General features: G+C 41.7%; 21 protein-coding genes, 2 pseudogenes and 1 other annotated feature. Of the genes and pseudogenes, 8 read left to right on the top strand and 15 right to left on the bottom strand.

The annotated features are described in order from the left end of the window. Positions 1–4: 4 nt before the first annotated feature. The 3 genes and pseudogenes from LC065_RS10290 to ezrA form a co-directional block, all read right to left on the bottom strand. Positions 5–1,144: pseudogene (locus tag LC065_RS10290) on the bottom strand (cysteine desulfurase family protein). Positions 1,145–1,264: 120 nt separating this feature from the next. Next, a complete protein-coding gene (locus LC065_RS10285; RefSeq protein ID WP_226591481.1) occupies positions 1,265–1,594 on the bottom strand; it encodes a hypothetical protein in 330 nt (109 codons plus the stop codon). Positions 1,595–1,606: 12 nt separating this feature from the next. Beyond that, positions 1,607–3,298 (bottom strand): septation ring formation regulator EzrA, encoded by a 1,692-nt coding sequence (gene ezrA, locus LC065_RS10280; RefSeq protein ID WP_226591483.1) that lies wholly within the window; start codon positions 3,296–3,298, stop codon positions 1,607–1,609. A 159-nt stretch (positions 3,299–3,457) separates the two neighbouring features. On the opposite strand from ezrA, the gene hisJ reads away from it, so the two are divergent. Further along, entirely contained in the window at positions 3,458–4,261 is an 804-nt protein-coding gene (gene hisJ / locus LC065_RS10275) for a histidinol-phosphatase HisJ (protein ID WP_226591486.1), read from the top strand. On the opposite strand, the gene refZ is transcribed toward hisJ, so the two are convergent. After that, positions 4,251–4,850, bottom strand: coding sequence for a forespore capture DNA-binding protein RefZ (gene refZ / locus LC065_RS10270; RefSeq protein ID WP_226591488.1), 600 nt, complete (start codon positions 4,848–4,850; stop codon positions 4,251–4,253). The two genes, hisJ and refZ, sit on opposite strands and share 11 nt — an antisense overlap. A gap of 121 nt (positions 4,851–4,971) precedes the next feature. Here refZ and LC065_RS10265 point away from each other — a divergent pair, with 121 nt between their 5' ends. Further along, a complete protein-coding gene (locus LC065_RS10265) occupies positions 4,972–5,451 on the top strand; it encodes a GAF domain-containing protein (protein ID WP_226591490.1) in 480 nt (159 codons plus the stop codon). A gap of 40 nt (positions 5,452–5,491) precedes the next feature. On the opposite strand, the gene LC065_RS10260 is transcribed toward LC065_RS10265, so the two are convergent. Next, on the bottom strand, positions 5,492–7,375 hold the full coding sequence (locus LC065_RS10260; RefSeq protein WP_226591492.1) for a sensor domain-containing diguanylate cyclase: 1,884 nt from the start codon (positions 7,373–7,375) through the stop codon (positions 5,492–5,494). Between the two features lie 617 nt (positions 7,376–7,992). Between LC065_RS10260 and rpsD the strand changes: the two genes are divergently transcribed. Beyond that, positions 7,993–8,595: a 30S ribosomal protein S4 gene (gene rpsD, locus LC065_RS10255; RefSeq protein WP_160916284.1), complete on the top strand. Its 603-nt coding sequence runs from the start codon at positions 7,993–7,995 to the stop codon at positions 8,593–8,595. Between the two features lie 166 nt (positions 8,596–8,761). Here rpsD and tyrS read toward each other — a convergent pair whose 3' ends face one another. Continuing rightward, positions 8,762–10,030: a tyrosine--tRNA ligase gene (gene tyrS / locus LC065_RS10250; RefSeq protein ID WP_226591494.1), complete on the bottom strand. Its 1,269-nt coding sequence runs from the start codon at positions 10,028–10,030 to the stop codon at positions 8,762–8,764. 90 nt (positions 10,031–10,120) lie between these two features. Continuing rightward, positions 10,121–10,331: a binding site (T-box leader), on the bottom strand. A 120-nt stretch (positions 10,332–10,451) separates the two neighbouring features. Between tyrS and LC065_RS10245 the strand changes: the two genes are divergently transcribed. From LC065_RS10245 to LC065_RS10225, 5 genes and pseudogenes are all read left to right on the top strand, one after another. Continuing rightward, positions 10,452–13,001, top strand: coding sequence for a transglycosylase domain-containing protein (locus LC065_RS10245; RefSeq protein WP_306163389.1), 2,550 nt, complete (start codon positions 10,452–10,454; stop codon positions 12,999–13,001). Continuing rightward, positions 12,998–13,630 carry a hypothetical protein gene (locus tag LC065_RS10240; RefSeq protein WP_306163388.1) on the top strand — a complete coding sequence of 211 codons (633 nt, stop codon included), beginning with the start codon at positions 12,998–13,000 and terminating at the stop codon, positions 13,628–13,630. Before LC065_RS10245 ends, LC065_RS10240 begins: the two co-directional genes overlap by 4 nt. Positions 13,631–13,758: 128 nt before the next feature. After that, on the top strand, positions 13,759–14,403 hold the full coding sequence (locus LC065_RS10235; protein WP_226591498.1) for a GNAT family N-acetyltransferase: 645 nt from the start codon (positions 13,759–13,761) through the stop codon (positions 14,401–14,403). A 4-nt stretch (positions 14,404–14,407) separates the two neighbouring features. After that, positions 14,408–15,055, top strand: a pseudogene (locus tag LC065_RS10230) (acetoin utilization AcuB family protein). Continuing rightward, entirely contained in the window at positions 15,052–16,224 is a 1,173-nt protein-coding gene (locus LC065_RS10225; RefSeq protein ID WP_226591501.1) for an acetoin utilization protein AcuC, read from the top strand. Before LC065_RS10230 ends, LC065_RS10225 begins: the two are co-directional and overlap by 4 nt. 45 nt (positions 16,225–16,269) lie before the next feature. Here the strand turns inward: LC065_RS10225 and motS are convergent, their stop codons facing one another. From motS to LC065_RS10180, 9 genes are all read right to left on the bottom strand, one after another. Beyond that, positions 16,270–17,055 (bottom strand): flagellar motor protein MotS, encoded by a 786-nt coding sequence (gene motS / locus LC065_RS10220; RefSeq protein ID WP_226591503.1) that lies wholly within the window; start codon positions 17,053–17,055, stop codon positions 16,270–16,272. Next, complete coding sequence (gene motP / locus LC065_RS10215; protein ID WP_226591505.1) at positions 17,045–17,872, bottom strand: flagellar motor protein MotP; 828 nt, start codon at positions 17,870–17,872, stop codon at positions 17,045–17,047. Before motP ends, motS begins: the two co-directional genes overlap by 11 nt. Before the next feature lie 51 nt (positions 17,873–17,923). Continuing rightward, positions 17,924–18,922: a catabolite control protein A gene (gene ccpA, locus LC065_RS10210; RefSeq protein WP_226591507.1), complete on the bottom strand. Its 999-nt coding sequence runs from the start codon at positions 18,920–18,922 to the stop codon at positions 17,924–17,926. Between the two features lie 278 nt (positions 18,923–19,200). Continuing rightward, positions 19,201–20,262 carry a bifunctional 3-deoxy-7-phosphoheptulonate synthase/chorismate mutase gene (locus LC065_RS10205; RefSeq protein WP_226591509.1) on the bottom strand — a complete coding sequence of 354 codons (1,062 nt, stop codon included), beginning with the start codon at positions 20,260–20,262 and terminating at the stop codon, positions 19,201–19,203. 202 nt (positions 20,263–20,464) lie between these two features. Next, entirely contained in the window at positions 20,465–20,782 is a 318-nt protein-coding gene (ytxJ, locus tag LC065_RS10200) for a bacillithiol system redox-active protein YtxJ (RefSeq protein WP_226591511.1), read from the bottom strand. A 62-nt stretch (positions 20,783–20,844) separates the two neighbouring features. Next, complete coding sequence (locus LC065_RS10195) at positions 20,845–21,267, bottom strand: YtxH domain-containing protein (protein WP_226591513.1); 423 nt, start codon at positions 21,265–21,267, stop codon at positions 20,845–20,847. A gap of 14 nt (positions 21,268–21,281) precedes the next feature. After that, the gene (locus LC065_RS10190) at positions 21,282–21,701 is read right to left on the bottom strand and encodes a DUF948 domain-containing protein (RefSeq protein WP_089650496.1); all 420 of its coding nucleotides are present in this window, start codon (positions 21,699–21,701) and stop codon (positions 21,282–21,284) included. A 440-nt stretch (positions 21,702–22,141) separates the two neighbouring features. Beyond that, on the bottom strand, positions 22,142–23,437 hold the full coding sequence (gene murC, locus LC065_RS10185; protein WP_226591515.1) for a UDP-N-acetylmuramate--L-alanine ligase: 1,296 nt from the start codon (positions 23,435–23,437) through the stop codon (positions 22,142–22,144). 198 nt (positions 23,438–23,635) lie between these two features. Beyond that, positions 23,636–24,751 (bottom strand): nicotinate phosphoribosyltransferase, encoded by a 1,116-nt coding sequence (locus LC065_RS10180; protein ID WP_306163387.1) that lies wholly within the window; start codon positions 24,749–24,751, stop codon positions 23,636–23,638. Positions 24,752–24,843: the final 92 nt, after the last annotated feature.

The following is a 24,843-nucleotide window of genomic DNA, read 5'->3' as shown; positions in this document are numbered from 1 at the left end:
ATGCTCACCCCATCGTCGCTTGTAAGTTTTCAATAGTTTGATCTAATTTTTTCAGGAACAAATCAATCTCATCGATTTCATTTATTGTAGAAAGACTGACACGCAAGGCAGAAGTCGTCCGCTCATAGTCTAAGTTACATGCCTTGAGTACAGCGCTCACGTCCGGCTGTTTGGAAGAACAGGCAGACTTGGTTGAGATGAATATTCCTTCTTCCCCAAGAGCGTGAATAACAACTTCAGGTTTATATCCTGGAACGGAAAAATTCATTATATGGGGAGCCCCGTTCTCGGGTGAATTAATTTTACAATAATCTCGAAGCATAAGCCCTTCCCATAACTTGGTTCTCATTTCACTTAAGTGTTTCACTTTTTGTGCGCGATTCTCGTGAAGCAGTCGAAGAGCTTTTACAAATGATACCGTTCCAGGTAGATTTTCTGTTCCTGCTCTGACTTCTCCTTCCTAGCTTCCTCCATGCAATAAGGGAAAAATTCGCACATGCTTTTGCATGAGTAGAGCTCCAGTCCCTTTCAATCCATGAATCTTATGACCAGAAAGGGTGCAAAGATCAATGCCCCAATCTTTCACAAAAAACTCTATTTTCCCTAACCCTTGAACATGATCAACATGAAAGAACACCTTAGGGAAAGCCTTGAGTAATTCCCCGATTTCTCGCACGGGTTGAACGGTACCAAGCTCATTATTTACACTCATCACACTGACAAGGATCGTATCTTCTCTTAATGCTTGCTTAATATCTTCAGGATTAACTTTCCCGTTCTGATCAACATTTATATAAGTGACTTCAAAACCCAATGTTTCCAGTGCCTTGAATGCTTCCATCACAGAAGGGTGTTCAATCGCAGTTGTAATCAAATGTTTCCCTCTGGATTGATGTTGAAGCGCAACCCCTTTAATGGCCATATTATTCCCTTCCGTACCCCCGGATGTGAAAACCACTTCCTGAGGATGGACGTTTAATAGCTGGGCCGCTTGTTTCCTCGATCGATCCAATAAGCGTTCAGCTTCACTCCCGAAAGCATGAACGGAAGATGGGTTGGCAAAATATTGGTCTGCGACCTTTTTAAAACTCTCCAACACTTCGAAGTGCGGATGAGTTGTGGCACTATTATCTAGGTAAATCATGGGCTCTGACTCCTTTATTTTCGAATTGCAGCTCATTATTTTATCATAACACGAAGCCAAAGGAAACACCTGGTTTAGGAACAATAAAAGAGCATCTGCCATAAGCAGATGCTCTTCATCCTAACTATTGTCCGTATCATTTAATTCAAGAGATTCAAGGAGGGTATCGATACTCAGTTTTCCATCTTCACGAACATCGTGGACCCAGTCTTTTGTCAAAGTTTTTTCTCCAATGATTGTTCGAGTAGCATTTTCAACTCCTTGGTTTCTTTCAAAAAAATCAGCGGTTGATTGATCATTCAAGTTTTTGCCCATTGTCATGGAACGAGTAAAACCATGTTCCCCGCTTTCTAACACGTTGGTATCTGAAGTTAGAATAAAAACGGTAAGAACACTTGCCCATATTAGAACTGTTCCTGAAATTAATCCGATGATGATTCTTTTATTCAAATGAAACACTTCCTAAACTAGGACTTCTTCCTCTTTGTCAATTTTGGACAGTGCAGCTGGGTCCACTTCTTTAATGGCTTCTGTAGCAAGAGTCAGTGCTTGATCATAGTGATAAGACCTGAATTTCTCCTCTGCTTCAAGAAGTTTCGCTGCTAAGATTGGATATTTGCTTCTATAACGATTGCCGCATTGAATGACACGTTCTGCAAGCTGAGCTGTTTCCATTACCTTTTCAGCATCTCGACTTAACTGCTCCGTCATTTCCATTGCCTCATCCAGTTTTTCATTGACTACAGCCATATCCAGCGGCTGTGCTTCAAGACTTTGAAATACCTCATCTACTTGATGACTCGCTGCTTTCATATCTTCATAGATAGACGTAGGAACACCAGGAATATTGCTTCTCTTTAATCTACGATGAGTATCTAAAAGAAGGTTTTCCATCTTGGTCAATTTCTGCTTGGCTTCCCGTTCATCTTTTCTGAGGTTTTGAACACGCTCTTGGAAATACCCATGTTGTTCTTCAAGTTCTTGCAATTGTTTTTCCGTATCTTCAACCTCTTCGCGGAGGAGGACATAGGATGTTTCACCATCTGCCCGCCTGAAATCAAGACTCGTCACGCGTTTACGCATTTGATTAAACCACTTCTTCAAGCTTCGGTGAGAATCCAAATGTCCTTCCTCTACTTGATACGTTTGTTGTATTTCCTCTAGTTCCCGTTCCGTGTCTGCCAAAACATATTCCAACTCATCCAACTGAGCTTTAAGCGGTACAAATTGCTTTTCCACATAATGATGGGCCACTGCTTCACTTTCTAGCAGCTGATACATTTCCTGGATTCTTGTCTGTATTTCTGCCAAGGTTTCTTCCATTCCTGATTGATCTCCCTGCTCCATTTGAACGAGCATTTCCTCCAGAGACCGCTCATAATTATGTAACTCTGGAAGGAAATCAAAATGAGAAATACGGTAACCTTCCGCCTTCATCTCTTCCACACCGTTTTTCAGCTCTTTCAACTGTTCAGGTAATTCAATTTTCACTTGTTTCAATCGATCAGGAAAATACTGGATATCCTCCTGCAATTGTGTAGTCTCTTGACGTATCGTTTGCACAAGGGTATTGGCTTCGATGTAATCCCCTTGCTCGGTTAATTGTTCATATTCACTGAGCTTGTCCTTCAATTCACCCACTCTTTGTTCAAAAACACGGACCGCTTTACCGTATTGATGACGATTTTGAATAAGAAGTTTGGTTAGTTCTTTCAATTCCGGCTCCATCGATTCAATTTCCAAACGGCTTTGCTTTTCAGAATCAAGGAGGTCTTCCAACTCTTGAAGCATCATTTTGATGTCTTCCTCAATGGCTACTAACTTTTTCTCGGTGTTTGCCAAGACGACTTTTACTCGTTTAAAACGATAGCGATCCGCCGCTTCTTCTGCATCGAAAAGGTCTTCCTCCAGCTCAGGCAGCTCTTTTGTCAAAATTTGATCCCAACGAGCCCGCCACGCCTCGAACTTTTCCTGAGTCTCACCAGAAAGGTTTAAACTTTTCACTTTGGATAATTCTTCAGTGACGCGTCGGTTCATGATATCCATTTTCCAACCTTCCAGGCGATCCACTTCATCATAGACCTTTTTCCGCCAAATCAGCCCTATGATGAACAATGCGATGAGTAGTAAAATAGCCCCGATGACGTACTTCATAAACAGCCTCCTTACAATAAACGTGCCATACGGATGTATTACGTTCCGAATTGTGATTTAGTTGTTTATAATGATACCATGTAAAACATCCTTTTGGCTAAAATATTTCAAATTTATTATCATATTGACAAAAATTTCAAGCGCAAAGGAGAGACGACTATGATTGATGGTCACATCCATACACCTTATTGCCCCCACGGCTCTTCAGACACGCTTAAAAGTTACATTGAAGAAGCCATAAAATGCGGATATCATTCCATGACATTTACAGAGCATGCGCCACTTCCTTCCACATTTGAAGATCCCGTCCCGGAAAAGGACAGCGGGATGTCTTTTCAACAAGTGGAAGCGTATTTAAAAGAAATCGATCAGCTAAAAGTAGAATACAAAAATGAAATTCACATTCAGAAGGGTTTTGAAGTGGATTATATCGAAGGGTATGAAAAAGAGGTGGAAAGCTTTCTTCATACCTATGGCCCCTCTCTTGATGACAGCATCCTGTCCGTTCACTTCTTAAGGGGTCAAAGTCAGTGGTACTGTATCGACTACAGCCCGGACATGTATAAAGAAGCTATTCATGATTTCGGTGGAGTGGGTCAACTTTACCAAGCCTACTACAATACGCTCACCCAATCGGTACTCAGTGATTTAGGAGATTACAAACCAACCCGTGTCGGGCATATGACCCTTGTGAAGAAATTCCAACGCCTCTATCCCGCGCCGGAAAATTGGGAAAAGCAGGCTCATTCGTTCCTTCAACTCGTTCAGGATCACGGCTATACCCTTGATTATAACGGGGCAGGGACAGTGAAAGAGCACTGCAAAGAGACTTATCCGCCATTACAAATGGCAAGACAAGCCTCTTCCATGGGCATTCCTTTAATATATGGTTCTGACGCTCATACAGCATCAGGCCTAGGTCAAGGATACAGCTCAATCGACCACCGGATTCTCAAGCTTTAGCAAGCTCCTGAACGGAACGATGATCGTTCATTAGTCCGCTATATATTTCTACAAAGTGATTGAGGGAAGCATCTGTAATAAATGGATCTTTAAATTCATGCGGCATCATGAACGGAGCATTTAAAAGTCCTTTTAATTGTAATAAGCATAATTTTTCTTTGAACGTGACTTCAATATGGGAGTTTTTATGGAAAAGGATTTGGGTAAGTAAGTGATTCTCTTTCGCTAAGTAAGTGACGAGCATTTCTCTTGCAAACGTTGTGTTCAACGTCAGCTCCCTATTTAACAAACAAGATAGTTGATAATTCGACTGTTTATAATGTAGAATTTTTTTCACTAATTCATTTAGACGATATTCACCTTCTGAGGGTTGCTCGTTTTCCAGCATTTCAAGATAAGGCTCAAAATAGCTGACAGCGAGCGATTCAAAAAGGCCTTGCTTGCTCTTAAAGTAGTAATGGATCAACGAGACATTGACATTAGCTGCCTTTGCGATATCTCGGACAGATGTTCCATTGAAACCCTGGCTGTAAAAAAGGCGGCAGGCTACATCTAACACTTTGTCACGCGTTACGTTTAATCGGCTCATTATTTTTCCCCCTCAGGAAAAGATTCTCCATGATTGGTGGATTTCCTGCTTGCAATCGTCCATCAAATACCGACAGAAATTTCTGTTTTTGTCGAATATTATAAGTTCAGGAGGTATAACGATGTTTCAAACAACTTCTTATACAGGTACAAAAAAAGAAAAATACGATCTGGTCATTAAACAATTAAAAGCTCTCATCGAGGACGAACCAGATCAAATCGCAAACTTGTCCAATGCTTCCTCTCTTCTCAACCAGTTCTTAGAGGATGTCAATTGGGTCGGCTTCTATTTGTGGAAAGAAAGCCAGCTTGTCCTTGGTCCTTTCCAAGGCCTTCCTGCTTGTGTCCGGATCCCATCAGGCAAAGGGGTTTGTGGTACAGCCGTTGCCGATAATGAAGTTCAGCGCATTGAAGACGTCCATGCGTTTCCGGGGCATATTGCTTGTGATGCCGCCAGTCAATCTGAAATTGTTGTACCCATAGTAAAGAATGGTGAAATTTTTGGTGTCCTTGACATCGACAGCCCTTCTAAAGGAAGATTTGATGAAGTGGATGAGGAGAAACTAGTCGAATTCGTACAAACTTTGCAAGAACATATTTAAAAAGAAGCCGCTGGGTGTTTTTTACTCCAGCGGCTTCTTTTTAGCTTCTCTCTTTAATTGGATGAGCGGTTACAATTCGATTTCTTCCCGAACTTTTAGCTTTATATAAGGCTTGATCCGCCTGTTGTACAATTTGCTTGCGGTCCGGCCTGAGCCATTCGGCCTTCCAAGGAGCAATTCCACAGGAAACCGTTACAGCAGGGGAAGTTGACATCGCTATCTTTTCACGGATCGTTTCCGTTAAATCATGTGCTTTTTCAGATGGAACCATAGGAAGGTAGACCGCGAGTTCTTCTCCTCCCCATCGTGCGGAAAGGCCTTGACCTCCAATGACGGATTTAATGATATCAGCTACCTGGCAAATGACTTCATCACCAACCTGATGCCCATAAGTGTCATTGATGTTTTTAAAATTATCAATATCAAACAAAATCAAACTACCGATCTCATCATGCTTAACATGGTGTTCCACACACTGGTCCAGATGAACCCTGGAATGAAGTTTTGTTAGATAATCAGTGATGACCGCCTTCTCCAACTCTTCTCTCAGGATTGAATTCGCAAATGCCAGTGTAGAATGGGCGACAAGCGATTGCAGAAGTTTAAATGACTCAAATGTAAAAAAATACGGATCTTTATGGAGGACAATGGCAAGACCACTGATATGTTCGTGATCTTTCATCGGCACGGCCATCAGAGAACGGTATGGCAGGACATGTTCAAACGGCTTCGCCTCCAGGTCACTTATAAAAAGCGGGACCTCTTGATGGGATATGGTTCTTTTTACATATTGCACCAGTGTGCTTGAGTCGGATGAAGCAAAGTATTCTGTACTTCCCTCAAGAACCGTGTGACTTGAAAGTTCTTCATACGTAACAAAACCGACTTCATCTGCGTGAAAAGACTGTTGAATTTTATGCGCCATGTAACGGATCTTTTCTGTTAATCGCATATTGGAGTTAAGTTTTTGCGAGGTGGAATTAATTAATTGCAGATCACTGTTTAACTTTCTTGATTGCTGATAAAGCTGGGCATTTTCAAGAGCTTTCCCTGCTGTGTTTGCTATGAAAATGAAAAATTCAACATCTTTTTTGGGAAAATATAAATACCCTGGTGTTACAACCTGCAATACTCCATAGATGCCTTGTTTCCCTTTAAGAGGAGCATACAGAATGGAGCGTTTTTCTACCAGGTGATCTTCCATTTGTACTTCTCCGGTTAAATAAGCCTGTGTACTTGCACTTGACTCAAGATCCATGTCGTAAGTGAGCTCGCGGACAGGAAGATCGTTATCTTTTGTATAATCATTCGACAACAATAAATAGTATTGAAAATCTGGATAGGTTTTTCTTAAGGTGTCTATGATTTCTTTTAACACTCCATCCGTATCAATAGAGGAATGAAAGTGAGAAGTTACTTTGTATAATAACTCGTACTTTTTCTCTTCCTCCATGGATGCGTAAAAACCTTCGAACTTTTTTATACACTTCGTAACCTCTGAACTAATCGCACGTAGTAACTTCTCCTCCATATCGACGGCAGACTTCCCCTTCAAAACTAGATATCCAAAGACGGTTTCCCCGGAGTGTAGGGAAGTAACTCTTAATGAGGAGACAGTTGATGTTGCATCGATGATGTGTGACACATTTGATTGACTTGTTGTTTCGTCATATAGATCATCCAAAGAAAAGTGGCTTCTCAATGATTCTTTCACAGCCGCATCCTTTGAATGAATTTGAAACCGACCTTTCCACTCATCCAGCAAATAAATGGCACAAAAAGAGGCTTTTGAAAATTCTTTTATTTCATCAGTCAGGTTGACAACAAACTGTTCATACGTATAGGGTGATTCTGAAATAAGATATTGGAACAAAAGACTTTGTAGTTTTTCTACTCTCTTTTTCATGAGGGATTGGACAATCATTCGACTCACCTATCTTCCCTAACAAATGATTTGAGTATATTGTACCATTACTTTAATCACAAATACGACCATGAATATGTAAAAATATATCATTATTAACTGTATGTTCAATATTATAGCACTCTATTTCTGTATGTTCGGAATCATCCAACATTGAACCTTACCCTTATAAGACTTGGTCCTTTTTTTCTAATGCGGACAACCCTTTGGTACAATCGTGTAGAGCATGCGGAATTTCCAGGGATATAAGGTTACAGGAAAATTGTACTTAAGATGATTCAGAGATCGCTTTCCCTCATTACCAGCTGAAGTTTCTGCCCTAAATGTATATATATAGAATGTTGATCAAGTATTCCATTTTCCTCTTACCCATACATATCTATATTTTTCAGATCACCCCCTTGACTTCCATCTCTAATAAGATTACAATATTCGTTGTGTAAAATAAATGGCAGCCTATGTGAACCACCATTGTCATCATTTTGTTCCTCTCTTTGAGGTGCATCGTGTAACTCTCTGCTGCTGGGGCGAAGGTGCATGAAAACATAATGAGCAATGACCGAAGGGACACACTGTTTTTATTTTATGCAAAATAAAATAAAAAGGAGGAAATTCCTATGGCACGTTATACAGGTCCAACCTGGAAAAAATCACGTCGTTATGGTATTTCTTTAAGCGGAACTGGTAAGGAGCTTGAAAAGCGCCCTTACGCTCCTGGACAACACGGTCCAAACCAACGTAAAAAACTATCCGAATTCGGTCTTCAACTACAAGAGAAGCAGAAGCTTCGTTTCATGTACGGTTTGACTGAGCGTCAATTCCGTCGCTTGTTTGAAGAAGCGGGTAACATGAAAGGGATCCACGGTGAAAACTTCATGATCCTTCTTGAATCCCGTTTGGATAATATCGTTTACCGTCTAGGTCTAGCTCGTACGCGCAACCAAGCTCGTCAGCTAGTTACTCACGGTCACGTTACAGTAGATGGCGGTCGCGTTGATATCCCATCTTACCGCGTAGCTCCTGGTCAAATGATCAGCCTTCGCGAAAAATCTCAAAAGCTTAACGTCGTAGAAGAAGCGATCGAAGTAAACAACTTCGTACCAGAATATCTTACTTTCGACGAAGACAAGCGTGAAGGAACGTACACTCGTTTCCCTGAGCGTTCTGAGCTTCCTTCTGAAATCAACGAAGCTCTTATCGTTGAATTCTACTCTCGTTAATTTCTGCTTTTGCAGAATGGCGACAAAGCACCTTTGGAATGTGAATTACATTTCAAAGGTGCTTTTTTATGTCTTAACATTATACAGAAAAGGAAGTACACTCCTTCCCTTTTCATAAGTGCTCAAAAATAAAGAGGCAGGCCTCAACGGCCTGCCTCTTTATTTTTTATTGGAATTTAATTAAAAAGTACTTTTTCTTCCCGCGACGAATAATGGTAAAGCGATCCTCAATACGATCTTCCTCACTGATCGTGTGTTTCAGATCCTGATTACGTTCTCCGTTAATATAAACAGCACCATTGCCGATATCCTCCCGCGCTTGACGCTTAGAAGAGGAAATGCCTGCGTTCACAAGTAGTTCCAGCAGCTGTGGTTCTTTTTCTTCGGAATGGTAAGTCGGAACATCTTTAAACCCTTGCTCAATTTCTGCACCCGATAAAGCCTTGATATCTCCACTGAATAAAGCAGCAGAAATGCGCTCCGCCTGTTTCAAAGCTTCCTCATCATGGACGAGCTTTGTCATTTCTTCAGCTAGACGACGTTGAGCCACACGTTTTTCCGGTTGAGCTTCTACTTCTTTTTCAAGTTCAGAAATTTCATCTAAGCTCAAGAACGTGAAATACTTCAGGAAGCGGATGACATCACGATCATCTGCGTTGATCCAGAATTGATAGAATTCGTAAGGGGACGTTTTCTCAGGATCAAGCCAGATTGCACCGCCAGCTGTCTTCCCGAACTTTGATCCATCGGCTTTCGTAATTAATGGAACAGTCAAACCATAGGCTTCCACTTCTTCTTCTCCAGCTGCAGATCGTCTCAGCAGTTCAAGACCGGCTGTAATGTTCCCCCACTGATCGCTTCCACCGATTTGAAGCGTGCAATTTTCTTTTTGATACAACTGTTGGAAGTCAAGAGACTGCAGGATCATGTATGAGAATTCTGTATAGCTGATTCCCTGCTCAATGCGGGACTCTACAGAATCTTTCGCCAACATATAGTTGATGCCAAAATGTTTTCCTGTATCCCGAAGGAAATCAATGATGGTCATTTGAGATAACCACTCATGGTTATTTCGCGCAACCGCTGCATTTTCACCTTCATCAAAATTAAGGATTCTCGCTAATTGTTCTTTGATACTCTCACTGTACCCTTGAACGACCTCTGCACTGTTCAGCTGCCTTTCACTTGAGCGGCCACTCGGGTCCCCGATCATGCCTGTACCGCCGCCAACAAGGGCAATCGGACGATGCCCTGCTTGTTGGAACCTTTTCAACATGAGAACTGGAAGCAGATGTCCAATATGCAGACTATCCGCTGTCGGATCAAAGCCACAGTATAACGTTACCTGTTCTGTTTCAAGGTGCTTTTTCAATCCTTCTTCGTCTGTCATCTGGTTGATTAAACCACGTTGTTGCAAGTCCTTCAAAATATCCATTGGATCACTCCTCAATCTGTTATAAGTAGACTTGTGCTAAGGTCTAAGAGATGAATTTTCTGAAAACAAAAAAGACCTCATCCCCTTGTATAAAGGGACGAGGTCTCGCGGTACCACCCTTGTTGCACATACGTATCATGTGCCACTCCGATCGATAACGGCATTTCACCGTCTTCTGATTCATACCAGAAGAATGCTCCAGGAGGTCGTAATTCAAAAACAATTGTGTACCGGCTCTCACCCGCCGCCGATTCTCTGAGACAGGGAATTGTTTTTTACTCCAGTCCTTCAACGCACATATATTCATCTACGTATATATTTATCACAACATAATCCAAAAAGCAATAAACCAGGGGTAGAATTATATCCTATCTCCCCTGGGTGTGTTATAATATTGGTGGATTTTTTAGGAGGTATTATCATGTCTAATAAACCGGAAAACGGGCGAAAGAAGCTGGATATACGCTCTTTATGGCAGAGTGGCACCATCCAGAAAAATGGCCGGATCACCTATGATGTCGTATGGAACGTCATCTTATTTTTTATCATCATCGGTGTTATCGGGTTATTCTTCGCAGGTGGTGTAGGCGCCGGCTATTTCGCTTCTCTTGTGAAAGATGAAGAAGTCAGAAGTGAAGAGCAGATGAAAGAAACGATTTATAACTATTCAGAAACCTCGACCATGTTCTTCAACGATGAAAAAACAGAGATTGGAGATGTCAGATCGGATCTCTATCGTGAAGAAGTCCAATTAGAGCAGATTAATGAACATTTGAGAAATGCTGTAATTGCGACAGAAGATGAATATTTCGGGGAACACAAAGGTGTGGTTCCGAAAGCGGTTATGCGGGCTGTTGTTCAGGAAGTAACCAACTCCTCCGTCAAGACAGGTGGAAGTACCTTGACCCAACAGCTGGTCAAAAACCAAATCCTGACGAACGAAGTATCATTTGAACGTAAAGCCAAAGAAATGCTGCTGGCACTGAGAATTGAACGATTCCTTGATAAAGATGAGATTTTGGAAGCCTATTTAAACATCGTACCTTTTGGCAGAAATGCGAATGGTCAAAATGTGGCAGGCGTACAAACAGCCGCCCAAGGTATTTTTGGTGTGGATGCCAAAGACTTAACATTGGCTCAATCCGCTTTTATTGCAGGATTACCTCAATCCCCGTTCGGATATACTCCTTTTTATAATGATGGAACGATTAAAGAACCAGAAAACTTAGAAGCGGGAATCGACCGTATGCACGAAGTTCTGGAACGTATGCATGAGGCTGGGTACATCACCCAGGCAGAGTATGATGAAGCGATGAAGTTCCAGATTAATGAAGAAACGTTAACAGATCCAAAAGCTACGGTTTTAGGGACATATCCTGCTATTAACCAGGAAGTCCAAGGTAGAGCGAAAGCATTCATTAAAGATTACTTAATGAAAGAAAACGGTCATACCGAAAAAGACCTTGCAGAAGACGAAGAGTTAAGTGAGGAATATGAGACGATGGCAGAGAGTGAACTTTCTGCCGGGGGATACCAGATTCATACCACACTAGACAAAGAAGTCTATGATGCTATGCAGAAAGTAAGAGATTCCTATACGGAAGGGAACTGGCCTTGGGGTAAAGAAACGGCATTGAACAGTGAAGGCCAGGAGGTAAAGGTTGACTCACCTCTCCAGCTGGGAAGTATGATTATTGAAAACTCTACAGGCAAGATTTATGGTTTCATCGGGGGTTATGATTTTGAAGAAGAAAATCTCAACCACGCAACACAGGCCCGCCGTTCAAACGGTAGTACTATGAAGCCGCTACTAGTATATGGACCTAGTTTTGATATGGGAGCAGCTCAACCTGGTTCTGTGATTGCAGATGTTCCGTTTTACTATAATAGCGGGAAGGAAGTTCGTAACTTCTCGAGAAACCATAGAGGGTTTGTTTCTGCACGTTATGCCCTTGCCAAATCTTATAACGTGCCTGCAGTAAAACAATACAAAAAAATTCAATCTCAAAAGCCTGTAGAAAACTATTTAGTTAAAATGGGAATGGAAGAGAACTTAGTTAAAGATGACTACACGAATGAGTCAATGGCACTTGGTGGGCTTAGGTACGGAATTACAGTTGAAAACAACGTAAACGCTTATGCTACATTTGGGAATAAGGGTAAATTCGTGGATGCATACATGATTGAAAAAATCGAAACAAAAGATGGAGAAACCATCTACGAACATGAAGTGGAAGAAACAGAAGTGTACAGTCCACAGGCAGCTTACCTTACTATTGATGTCATGCGGGATGTTTTGGAATACGGAACTGGTTCAAGAGTCCGCGGGTTACTGTACAATCGCGGCGTCGACTGGGCTGGAAAAACCGGGACATCACAATCAACCCGAGACTCCTGGTTTGTAGCTACGAACCCTAATGTTACAGTAGGCATGTGGACAGGTTTTGCGGAAGGAAACATGCAGCACTTGAACTACAACTCGCGTACGCAGGGCTTATGGGCGGACGTTGTCAATGCCGTGTCTGAACTCCGACCAGAGTTGATGATTCCAGAGAACGACTTTCAAAGCCCAGGTGGTTTAGTTACACGGTCTTATTGTGCAACATCAGGATTGCTGGCATCTGATCTATGTTCTTCTGTCGGTCTTGCCAAGAGCGATCTATACGACGCCGATTATGCTCCAACTAAAGTAGATGACAGTTTAATTAGCGGTGATTTTGTACGTGTCAAAGATCAACTGGTCGTAGCAGGTCCAAATACACCTGGTGAATTTATTATCGATGGTGGCGGAGTTACACTCAGCCCTGAATTCTTAGAAGAAAATGGATACACAAGTTCTGAAGTATTGAGAGAACTCTTGCCGAATTCAGGTGCATGGTCTAATGTGGCTCTCCCTTCCACAGAAAGTATCGGCTCCACAGCTTCATCCATTGATAATGATGGACAAGCACCAGCCGCACCAGGTCTGTGAGTGCTAGTGGATCGGCTCTTTCCTGGACACCATCATCCAGTAGCGATGTTGTCGGATACCGCGTCTACCGCGCTTCTACACCAGGAGGATCATTCACTCAAATTGGAAGTACGGTCGACAACTCCCTCGGGTTCTCAGGAGGAAGCGGAATTTATGCTGTAAGAGCCGTCGATTACTTCGGTCAATCTTCAGGATTATCCGGAACGACGACCGTAGGGAACCCAGGCGCACCAGAACCGTCAGAGGAGGAAGACACCTCTTCTAATGATTCTGGAGGAAATTCCAACTCAGGGAATGACTCTTCCAATAACGGATCTTCCAATGAAGGGGACGGTAACTCCAACGGTTCAAACGGAAATGATTCTGGAGATGGTGAAGGAAATTCAGGTGGTGGAGAGTCAAACGATGGTGATGGATCAGGAAACAATGATTCTGGTGACAGTGGATCCGAAGGTGATGACTCCGGAGAGGACTCTGGAGAGGACTCTGGAGGAGATGGTTCTGAAGGTGGAACTGGAGGAGATGGTTCTGGTTCCGGCTCCGGAGAAGGATCTGACGATGGTTCAGGAGGAAATGATTCTGGATCAGATGATGGATCAGATGATGGATCAGACTCTCAGGAAAATTAACAATGAATAAAAAATCCGATCGGCTTGCCGGTCGGATTTTTTATTCATCATGAAAAACAACCAGAGTTTCATGTATAATGGAGGAAATTAGTAAAGTTATCTATTAATCTATGACAGGTGGTGGCTGAATGAATCATGAAAAAACGTATAATTACGAGGCATTTGACACAAAACATGGACCTGTCATCGTAGAAGGTCCATTGCCCTCCGAAGATCTTGAGAAATACACATTCAACGAAGGTTTGACAGCCTTCCGTCCCCCAGAAAAACAATTCGAGGCCATTAAAGGAATTGCAGACTTTGAAGAAGGACGCATTATTATTGCAAGGCATAATGAAGAAATTGTCGGGTATGTAACCTACCTCCACCCTGACCCCCTGGAACGTTGGTCAGAAGGAAATATGGAAGACCTCATAGAGCTTGGAGCTATAGAAGTCATTCCAAGATTCCGCGGCTATCGTATCGGCTCGCGTCTATTAAGAGTCTCTATGATGGATGAGTATATGGAAAATTACATCATTATTTCTACCGAATACTATTGGCACTGGGATCTTAAAGGTACGGGACTGAACATTTGGGATTATCGAAAAGTCATGGAAAAAATGATGGCAGCAGGAGGACTGACCCCCTCCCCGACCGATGATCCGGAAATTATATCCCACCCTGCAAACTGCTTGATGGTGAAAATAGGACGCCATGTTCCCGAAACTTCTGTTGAACAATTTGATAAATTAAGGTTCTTAACTAGACACCAATATCGAATGAGGAGGTAGTTATATGTTAGTGGAAGAAATTATGAAAGAGAAAGTTATCACACTTTCCCCTGAAGAAACCATTGAGAAAGCACTGAAACTCCTTCATGAACATCACATTCGTCATATCCCGATTATCAGCGAAGAAAATGAAGTCATTGGAATCGTCTCAGATCGCGATGTAAGAGATGCCAGTCCATCAACCTTTGAAAAAGAAACCGATCATGATGAGCTGAAGAATCCGATTCGCTCCATCATGACCTCGCCCGTGACGACGGTCCATCCTCTGGATTTTGTAGAAGAAGTGGCTTCAATTTTTTATGAGCAGGAAATTGCCTGTGTACCCGTGACTCGCGATGAAAAGCTGGTCGGAATTATTACTGAAAAAGATATGTTGTACACGCTCATTCAACTAACGGGTACGCACGTCCAAAGTTCCCAAATTGAAGTGAAAGTGATTAACAAACCATGAATACTCCCCCAAGTCACTCAAGTATTCGGTAAAAGGAAAGTAAATATCAGCTCTGTGCTGATCTATCCTTATAAACCTGACCCTAAATACAAAATCATTGTCGTAAGAATCCAAACAATGAACCCCTTGCCTACGATCGAGGATTTAAAATCTGAAGGTTACGAAGTTCTGTGGCCTCAAATGCCAGGGATTCCAACATGACGTGTCATGCTGGTTTCGTCTACTCCGAAGAATTTACGACGTACCGTTTCCGTGACGATCACCCTTTCAATCAAATGCGTGTGGTGATGACCAAAGAATTGTTAGAAGCTGCAGGTGCATTATCTGACAAGGACATTATTGCTCCCCGTCTGGCTACAGAAGAGGAGTTATCGCTCGCGCATAGTAAAAAGTATATTGAAGCTGTCAAGAAGGCTGGGCAAGGGTTATTGACAGAAGATGAGGGTATGGAATATGGCATAGGCACCGAAGATACTCCGATCTTTAAGGGCATGCATAAAGCGTCTCAGCTACTCGTCGGGAGTACATTATCGGCAATCGATGCAGTCATGGAAGGAAACGTGAAGCACGCATTGAACCTGGGCGGTGGCTTGCATCACGGTTTTGAACGTAAAGCCTCTGGATTTTGCATCTATAATGATGGTGCCGTAGGAATTAAATATATAAGAGAAAAATACGATGCTAAAGTCCTGTATGTGGATACCGATGCGCACCATGGCGATGGTGTACAGTGGGCTTTTTATGATGATCCGAACGTATGCACTTTTTCCATTCATGAAACAGGACGATACCTCTTTCCTGGCACGGGAAACGTAAATGAGCGTGGACTGAAAGAAGGCTACGGTTATTCCTTTAATGTACCGATCGATGCCTTTACAGAAGATGAATCTTTTTTAAACGTTTATGAATCCGCTTTCAGGGAAATTGTCGATTTCTTCAAGCCAGATGTCATTGTCACACAAAATGGCGCCGATGCCCACCATTTTGATCCTTTAACTCATTTATGCTCTACAATGAAAATTTACGAAGCCATTCCCAAATTGGCACATGAACTCGCTCACGAATACTGTGAAGGTAAGTGGATTGCTCTCGGAGGGGGCGGATATGACATCTGGAGAGTCGTTCCACGGGCGTGGGCACAAATTTGGAAGGTGATGAATGACCAAACCCCTTTCCAAGGTTCCTTACCAGTGGAATGGGTACAAAAATGGCAAAAGGAAGCTCCTGTGAACTTGATGGAAACATGGCATGATCCGCCAGGTGCTTTCAAGCCTATTCCACGGCGAGAAGAAATAACGGAAAAGAACAAAAAAGTGTTAGCAAAGGCCTTACAATTAATCCATAATCAAAAAAAGTTTAATTCTATGTAAAAACGAAAAAAGCCACTACTTTTTCAGTAGTGGCTTTCCTTTTTATTAAGTAGAGGGGCTTTCATAATCCGGATCAAGAATCACGATTTCAACTCTCCGGTTTTTACTCCAATTCTCTTCTGAATCATTCGGTGCTATCGGCCTTGTTTCTCCATAAGCCACAGCAGTAAAACGTTCGGGTTCTAACCCTTCCGTATTTTGAATGATATACCGGATGACGCTGCTTGCTCTAGCTCCAGATAACTCCCAGTTAGAAGGATAACGATAAGTGTTGATTTGCCGGTTATCGGTATGACCTTCCACTTTAACGAAATTAGGAATATTCTTTAAGAGTTTCCCGACTTTAGCCAAAAAAGGTTTTGCCCCATCCAAAATTTCAGCACGGCTCGTTTCAAACAGCAATTGTTCTTCTAATACCAAAACGACACCCCGCTCTGTTTGAGTGGCAGCAATGATGTCACTGAGTTCGTTTTCTTCTAAATATTCATCGACTTCTTTTTTTAATTCTTCGAGATCTTCCGTCTGCTCAGCCTCATTAGATGCCACATGATCCGGGTTTTCTATGGGGTCTTCAAACTCATTATTTTTTTCCCCACTCTCTTGAATCTTCGTCTGTTCAGTAGGATAATCACTCTCAATAGCCGATGGGTAAAAATCAAAAATCATCCGATTACGAAAAGACTCTGCTATGGCTTCAAACTTTACTAGGTTGATTTGAGACATGGAGAATAAAAGAATAAAAAACACGAGCACCAATGTGATCATATCCGCATATGTAGTCATCCATTTAGGTGCGCCTTTCTTATTATCCTTTCTTCGCTTAAGATTCATTAGCCGTAGCTCCTAATGTATCTTCCTCCAGTTGTTCCTTCTCTTCTACTTTCTTATCACTTTCAGATAAAAAAGCACTTAGTTTCTCTTCTAAGATTTTAGGGTTCTGCCCAGACTGAACACCTATGACACCTTCAATAATGACTTGTTTAATAAATATTTCTTCATAAGTTTTGTTTTCAAGCTTCCCAGCCATTGGAATAAAGACTAAGTTGGCAAGCAATGTACCGTAAAAAGTAGTGAGCAGGGCTACAGCCATTTGAGGGCCAAGAGTTGCAGGATTGGATAAGCTTTGCAGCATAAGCACCAGCCCAATCAATGTCCCAATCATTCCCCAAGCAGGTGCATACTCCCCTGCCTTCTCAATGATGGCTCTCCCTCTTTGATGACGTTCCTCAACGGCTACGATTTCTGCTTTCATAATGTCGTTGATAACCTCTGGTTCAATTCCATCTACAGCCAGAAGAATCCCCTTTTTAATAAAAGGATCTTCTACTTCTTCCAGTTCTGACTCAAGAGCAAGTAAACCTTCTCTCCTTGCTTTTTCCGATAAGCTTACGAACAAGGAAATCAACTCTCTTAAATTCATGTCACTCGTTTTAAAAGCCTCTTTTGTCACACGGAACGTGAGCTTCACTTCGCTCATATTGAAGTTTACTAGAATCGCAGCTGCAAGTCCCCCAAGAACGATAAAGATTGAAGAAACTTGAATAAACGACTTAACTCCCCCGAAACCGGCGTTTGCCATGATCCCAAACATGACCATGGCAAAACCGACAGTAATTCCGATGGGAGTCAATAAATCTTTTTTTGTCATTCCACTCTCTCCTCAGTTTCGAACAAGTACCTTATAGTACATATATCGGTACTATTTTTGCTGAGTTGAGTTTCTTTCGATAATTCTGTGTGGCAAAATGACGTTCTGCTCTTCTACTTCTTCCTTATTCATTAATTTCGTTAGAAGACGCATGGCCACCGCTCCAATATCATACATTGGCTGCACCACTGTAGAAAGCGTTGGACGTACCATTGTAGCTAGACGTGTGTTATCAAAGCCAAAGACTTCCATGTCCTCAGGAACGCGAATGCCGCGGTCTTGGGCTCCGTGAATGACACCAAGAGCCATTTCATCTGAAGAGACGAAAATCGCAGTTGGCTGGTTGTCCATCTCCACGATCTGTTCTACAGCTTCTAGTCCTGAATCATAAGAGTAATCGCCCGTAACCATCCATTTTTCCGGCTGGTCTTCGCCACTTTCCTTCATGGCACGTTTGAAGCCTTCAACTTTTCCTGTATTAATGACTGTATTTTCAGGTCCTGATACGAAAGCAATTTGCTTATTATTTTCAAGTAGCAGCTTCGTTGCATCATAAGCAGCTTCTTCGTAATTAATATTTACAGATGGTGTTTCTTTTGTCTCATCTACCGTTGCAGCAAGAGCAATCGGGACAGATGAAGTTTTGAATTCACGGATATGATCTTCAGTAATGTCTCCGCCCATGAAGATCAGCCCGTCCACTTGTTTACCTAACATGGCGTTAATTAAATGAAGTTCTTTATCTTTATTCTGATCAGAGTTGCTCAAAATAATGTTGTAATTGTACATCGTTGCAATATCTTCAATTCCACGCGCTAATTCTGCAAAGAAAATACTTGAAATATCGGGAATGATTACTCCGACAGTTGTTGTCTTTTTGCTTGCTAATCCACGAGCGACAGCGTTCGGTCGATACCCAAGTCTCTCAATGGCATCATGTACCTTTTTCCGAGTCGCTGGTTTTACATTGGGGTTCCCATTAACCACCCTCGATACCGTCGCCATCGATACATTGGCCTCTCTTGCTACATCATATATTGTTACATTCATCATGCATCCTCCTTCGTCAAATCCAGTCGTTCATTTTTGTTCAATAGGATAATCATACGATAAATCGCTTACCCGCGCAATATTCGTAGCTTTTCTCTGTATTATTATACCCTAATTATTATAACGGATAGCCGTTTCCCTGCAAAAGAATAAGATACAAGTAAACTTCATCATTGAGATTTCCATAGATTAATCTGTTGGAATAGCTCTGAACACAAAAAAAGTTAGACTGGCTGACCAGCCTAACTTTTTATCTCTGTTGCTCGTTTTTTGAGTCGTTAAATCTTTTTCAACTCTTCCATGAATGAGTGGAACGTAGGGATATCCATTTGTTGCGCTGAATCGGACAGGGCTACAGCTGGATCTGGATGAACCTCTGCCATGACGCCATCAGCACCAATGGCTAAAGCTGCTTTCGCTGCAGGCAATAAAAGATCACGACGCCCTGTAGAGTGTGTCACATCCACCATTACAGGTAAATGAGTTTCTTGTTTTAGTATAGGTACAGCAGAGATATCAAGGGTGTTTCTCGTTGCTTTCTCATACGTCCGGATACCTCGTTCACAAAGAATGATATCCTGGTTTCCTCTAGAAATAATGTATTCTGCTGCATTAATGAACTCAGAAATTGTCGCGGACATTCCTCGTTTTAATAGGACCGGTTTATTCACAGAGCCGGCCGCTTTAAGTAGTTCAAAGTTCTGCATGTTACGTGCACCAATTTGTATTACATCCAAGTAATCCAGTGCCTCCTCCAGGTCCGCAGGATTTACGATTTCACTGACAACGGCTAAATCCTGTTCGTCCGCTGCCTGCTTGAGCATTTTAAGGCCTTCAATGCCCAGTCCTTGGAAGTCGTAAGGAGAAGTTCTCGGCTTGAATGCACCTCCGCGCAGAAGTTTAAGCCCTTGGTCTTTAACAGCTTTTGCAACCGTTGATACCTGTTCGTAACTTTCTACGGAACAAGGTCCCATGATGAAGGAAGGTGCTCCATTTCCGACCTTTTCCCCTTTGATTTCTACAACGGTATCTTCGGGCTTTTTCTTCCGTGATACAAGCAGAGCCTTTCTATGGTCATCTTCTTGCAACTCCAAAGCAGCCTTGAAGATTTCTTTGAATAAGTGAACGATTGTTGAATCCTCGAAAGGACCGTTATTATGTTGAGATAATTGATCGAGCATGGCTCTTTCCCTTACAGGGTCAAAGCGGTTCATCCCTTGCTGCTCTTTAATTTGACCAATTCCCTTTACCAGATCACCGCGTTTATTGATTAAATTCAAAAGCTGTAAATTAACCTCATCTAATTGGCTACGTAACTGGTCAAGATTTTGATTACTCATTATGTTCGTCCCCCTACCAAGAATTTAGTGTTATGAAATGGATGAATACTTTAAATAATTAGGGACAATTATAGCTAATATTTAGACAGTTGTCACCCCTATATAAGGTTTTCCTGAAATTCTTTATCAAAAGTTTATATTCCCTCCATCATAATACCGGCCTAAACAAAAAAGGCCTGCTTGGATACAGGCCAATAAGAAGTTAGACTTCTAACAATCTTTCTTTAGTGATAGCCGAATGACTGTCATGCCATACAGCTTCTCCTTCTTGAAACTGAATAACCTGAGGGGATTCATGACGAATTCCTGTGTATTCAGCAATATGGTCCGATAATGCTCTTGATTCCTGAACAAATAGAATAAAGCAAGGTACAGATGTCTCTTCAGCAAAACGATCAAACTGTTGATGAGCAGCCGCACTGATCGGGCAGGTTAGACTATGCTTCAGTAAGAAAAACTCTTTACAAGCTTCTACGATGTTAATAAAATCCTCTTTGTTTTTAATCACTTCTTGTTTCAAGCTAATTCCTCCTTCAACAGAAAAGATGGAGGTTGAATGTTCAACCTCCATCTCACTTTTCATTATAAATTAGATGATGTCGTGGAATCTTGTTGCTTTTCAAGCTCTTGTGCAGCTTCTTCAATGGCTTCTGCCACTTCTTGAGCTGCTTTTTCAGCTTCATCTTCTTCATTTGAGCGGAAGTTCTTCACTTTATCTTTCACAGCTCCACTGAACTGCTGAGACTTTTCTGTTACGTTTTTAGAAAGTTGGGAAGAAGACTCTACGGCCTTATCTTTCCATACGCCACTTTTCTCATAAGCAACGTCTTTCCACTCTCCAGCACGCTCTTTCCATTCACTGGAGCTGCTATTGATATTATCCCGAAGTTCACGACCAGATTTTGGTGCGAACAATAGGGCTACGGCAGCTCCTACGAGTCCACCAATTAAAGAACCTAGAACGAAATCTCTTCCATTACCATTTTGTTGATTTTGTTGACTCATAAACGAATTCCTCCTTAAGATTTAGTCTCTTCTTTCTTTGCTTTCTTCCACAAATTAATGGCCACTTGCCCCCATTTCATGGCTTGAGCTGCTGTATCCGTGTTTTCATGGGCTGACTGGGTTAACCCTTTGGATACAGATCGAATTGACTGGTTGAATTCTTGAACTGTGTCACCAATTCCCTTGACTCCGTCAACTAAAGTATTCAACTTTTGTGACTTTTCTCCGACATCTTCAGCCAATTTATTGGTTTTATTCAAGAGCTCGGTTGTCTCTAAGGTGATTCCTTCCATTTGCTTTTCCACACCTTCAAGTGTGTCAGCAACATTGTTCATTGTACGGCGCACGGCCGTAAGCGTCCTCGCCAAAAAGATGACAAGAACAGCAAAAGCCACTGCTGCAATTAGTGCAGCAATGTACAGAATAATAATCATTCCCCCTGCACACTCCTTCTTATGTAATCAACACAGTTTAGTTTATACCCTAAATGGTCATTTCTAAACGTGATGGCTACTATAAATGGACTTATTCGCTATCCTATCCCCAAATTCCTTCACCATTCGGATATTTTGTTCAAAAAAGTTACCTTTTGCTGTTTATCCTATGATAAAAGGTCATTCCAACAAGCGCTTACACAGAAATTATACTCATTTTCAAGACTTTTGGTCTGTTTCCGTTAAATTTATCAGGTCTTGGAAGCGAAACCTTCAGGAAATAGAACGTTCCCATTTGTTATAGCGTTCGTTTCTCCATTATACCAAATGGGGGTGGTTGGAAAGCTTGGAAACTTCCACTGGATGGATCCTGTTCAACCCCAATGGAACAGAGTTCGAGAAACAAAAAAACATGCGGCTTTTTTAAGCCGCATGTTTACTTAATCGTTCTGCTTTTCATAAGCCTCTTGGAACTTCTGAATATCCCCTGCTCCCATAAACAATAGAACACCATTTTCATGTGCGGAAAGCTGCTGGACTTCCTCTAAGTGTAAAACGCGGGAGTCTGGAATCAACTCTTGCAAATGATTAATGGTCAATTTGCCCTCATTTTCTCGTGCAGAGCCGAAAATATCACAAAGGTAAACGTTATCCGCTTCGTTCAGACTTTCAGCGAACTCATTGAGGAACGTTTTCGTTCTGGTGAATGTATGAGGCTGAAAAATCGCGACTACAGGTCGATCCTTATATTTTTTACGAGCCGTTTCAATCGTGGCGTTAATTTCGATCGGGTGGTGGGCATAATCATCTACTAAAATCTGGTCATGCCACTGTTTTTCTGTAAACCGTCGTTTAACACCCTTAAATGTAGCAAGCTTTTTAATTTCCTCTGACTGCATATTTTCATAGTGACATAACGCTATGACACTTAACGCATTCAATACGGTATGATTGCCATACTGTGGAATGGTAAAGGTATCATAATAATTGTTTCTGACGAAAACATCAAATGAAGTTCCTTCTGATGTTTCGGTTATGTTCTGAGCTTGGAAATCATTTGTATCTGCCAGTCCATAATACAGAACCGGTACATTCGCTTGAATATGTTGGAGATGCTCATCATCTCCGCAAGCAATGATTCCTTTTTTAACTTGTTTCGCCATCTCCTGAAAAGCCTGGAATACATCATCCACACTACTGAAATAATCAGGGTGGTCGAAATCAATATTCGTCATGATCGCGTAATCCGGTTTATAGGAGAGGAAATGACGTCGATATTCGCAAGCCTCAAAAGCAAAGTATTGACTATTTTCATGGCCCTTACCTGTACCATCTCCAATAAGATAAGAAGTCGGATAATTTTCAGATAAAACATGTGCCAATAATCCTGTTGTTGAGGTCTTACCATGAGCGCCAGTCACTGCAATACTTGTATAGTTTTGCAGCCACTCCCCTAAAAATTCATGATAACGATAAAACGGCAGTCCCAGCTCTTTTGCTTCTTGTATTTCCTCATGATCATCACTGAAAGCATTCCCTGCAATAATCGTCAATCCTTCTTGAATGTTTTCCTTTGAAAAAGGCAGAATTTCTATATTCTTAGATTCTAAAACTTCTTGAGTGAAAAAACGTTTTTCAACATCTGATCCTTGAACCTTCTCACCAGAATCATGAAGAATCTGGGCAAGCGAACTCATTCCTGTTCCTTTGATACCAATGAAATGGTAAGTTGTCATAAACAAGAACCTCCAAAATAAAGTGGGTCACTTTAAGTATAGTATATGTAATCTTCATGGATATGCGATTTAAAGTTGCACTCTTCAAAAACCACGCATCTGCATTACCCAATCATATCACGGAATGGACGACAGAAAAAGTAAATATGACCCAATCAAAAGGCACAAACAAACACTGTCCGTGCCTTTCTCAAGCGATCATTCCTCTGCTCCTGTATATTCAACATATTCCAAGCGTGGATTATGTTTGTACCTTCTACCTTCTTTGGCTTCTGGTTCACCATCGATTAATACATTGTCTCCTGTAAAACCGATCCCGATTTTCAATAAGCTACCGCCGACGCCATACATATCTACAGGTACTTTCTTTTCTTCAAACGCCCGAATTCGTTCCTTTGTGAATCCACCGCTGACTACAATTTTCACATGCTTATAGCCTTCTTGATCCAAGGCACGTCTTAGAGCAAAAATCAGCTCAGGGTTCACTCCCCTTGGGTCAAAAGTACCCATGAGATGCTGATTTCTTAAAAAGTACTTGTCCACCAAGTTACGTGATGTATCTAGGCGAACACCTTTCAATTCATTTCCAAATTCCCGAGCTACCTTGAGAGAATCAGTGATGACATCATTGTTGTAATCAATCAGGGCCATTAACTGGTCATCTGGAAATTGTTGGTGATAGGCTTTCGTTGCAGCTACAACATCCCCTTTGAACATCTGGATCAGGGCGTGTGGCATTGTTCCCATGCCCTCTTTCCCCCACCATTCATTCATTGCATGTGTCGCTTGTGCCGTGGAACCACCGATAAAAGCAGAATATCCATCACCGGATTGCTGCGTGAAATGATCATCCCGGTCACCCATGAAAATGATTGGCTTCTGCTTGCCGGATGAACGGGCTGCTTTGACGACATTATATACATTGGTAGCAACAGAGGTTCTCCTTGCTAATATCCCGTCAATGATTCCTTCTAAAAATCCAAAATACTGATAAGGTCCAGTTACCGTAAGCACCGTCTCATAAGGACTGATTTTATCTCCGTCTTTCAGTGAATGGATCTCAAGTTCCTCCGGATGCTCGGCGAACGTATGGATCAATGCGATGACTTCATCAGTCCCACACAATACCGCATGATCCTTTTGAAAGAATTGCATCGTTACTTTATTATCAGGTAGATGATTTTCTACAATATCTCGTGTCTTTAAAAAGTAGACAGCAGAAAACCAGCCTTCTGCTACACGTTCATCAAACTTAAACGTTTTATTTGTTAACCGGCTGATTTCTCCATTTAACTTCAGTGCTATTTCCTTCATGGCTTAACTCCTTAAACATAGAGGTCATGATCACTCTCATTTTCATTCATTGTTAATCATATAAAATTGAGAAGTTTTGCACAAGGTTTTTG

This window comes from Halobacillus litoralis (assembly GCF_020524085.2).
Classification (GTDB): domain Bacteria; phylum Bacillota; class Bacilli; order Bacillales; family Halobacillaceae; genus Halobacillus; species Halobacillus litoralis_E.
The sequence above is the reverse complement of the archived record's forward strand: the minus strand, read 5'-3'. Positions and strand labels throughout refer to the sequence as shown.

What these genes read in the sequence shown, in the direction of transcription:
- motS (WP_226591503.1), bottom strand. Translation starts at nt 17,055, where the DNA reads ATGAATCTTAAGCGAAGAAAGGATAATAAGAAAGGCGCACCTAAATGG.
- LC065_RS10180 (WP_306163387.1), bottom strand. Translation starts at nt 24,751, where the DNA reads ATGAAGGAAATAGCACTGAAGTTAAATGGAGAAATCAGCCGGTTAACA.
- rpsD (WP_160916284.1), top strand. Translation starts at nt 7,993, where the DNA reads ATGGCACGTTATACAGGTCCAACCTGGAAAAAATCACGTCGTTATGGT.
- hisJ (WP_226591486.1), top strand. Translation starts at nt 3,458, where the DNA reads ATGATTGATGGTCACATCCATACACCTTATTGCCCCCACGGCTCTTCA.
- LC065_RS10260 (WP_226591492.1), bottom strand. Translation starts at nt 7,375, where the DNA reads ATGATTGTCCAATCCCTCATGAAAAAGAGAGTAGAAAAACTACAAAGT.
- LC065_RS10195 (WP_226591513.1), bottom strand. Translation starts at nt 21,267, where the DNA reads ATGAGTCAACAAAATCAACAAAATGGTAATGGAAGAGATTTCGTTCTA.
- LC065_RS10265 (WP_226591490.1), top strand. Translation starts at nt 4,972, where the DNA reads ATGTTTCAAACAACTTCTTATACAGGTACAAAAAAAGAAAAATACGAT.
- ccpA (WP_226591507.1), bottom strand. Translation starts at nt 18,922, where the DNA reads ATGAATGTAACAATATATGATGTAGCAAGAGAGGCCAATGTATCGATG.
- refZ (WP_226591488.1), bottom strand. Translation starts at nt 4,850, where the DNA reads ATGAGCCGATTAAACGTAACGCGTGACAAAGTGTTAGATGTAGCCTGC.
- LC065_RS10225 (WP_226591501.1), top strand. Translation starts at nt 15,052, where the DNA reads ATGACGTGTCATGCTGGTTTCGTCTACTCCGAAGAATTTACGACGTAC.
- ezrA (WP_226591483.1), bottom strand. Translation starts at nt 3,298, where the DNA reads ATGAAGTACGTCATCGGGGCTATTTTACTACTCATCGCATTGTTCATC.
- motP (WP_226591505.1), bottom strand. Translation starts at nt 17,872, where the DNA reads ATGACAAAAAAAGATTTATTGACTCCCATCGGAATTACTGTCGGTTTT.
- LC065_RS10205 (WP_226591509.1), bottom strand. Translation starts at nt 20,262, where the DNA reads ATGAGTAATCAAAATCTTGACCAGTTACGTAGCCAATTAGATGAGGTT.
- LC065_RS10235 (WP_226591498.1), top strand. Translation starts at nt 13,759, where the DNA reads ATGAATCATGAAAAAACGTATAATTACGAGGCATTTGACACAAAACAT.
- murC (WP_226591515.1), bottom strand. Translation starts at nt 23,437, where the DNA reads ATGACAACTTACCATTTCATTGGTATCAAAGGAACAGGAATGAGTTCG.
- tyrS (WP_226591494.1), bottom strand. Translation starts at nt 10,030, where the DNA reads ATGGATATTTTGAAGGACTTGCAACAACGTGGTTTAATCAACCAGATG.
- LC065_RS10190 (WP_089650496.1), bottom strand. Translation starts at nt 21,701, where the DNA reads ATGATTATTATTCTGTACATTGCTGCACTAATTGCAGCAGTGGCTTTT.
- LC065_RS10245 (WP_306163389.1), top strand. Translation starts at nt 10,452, where the DNA reads ATGTCTAATAAACCGGAAAACGGGCGAAAGAAGCTGGATATACGCTCT.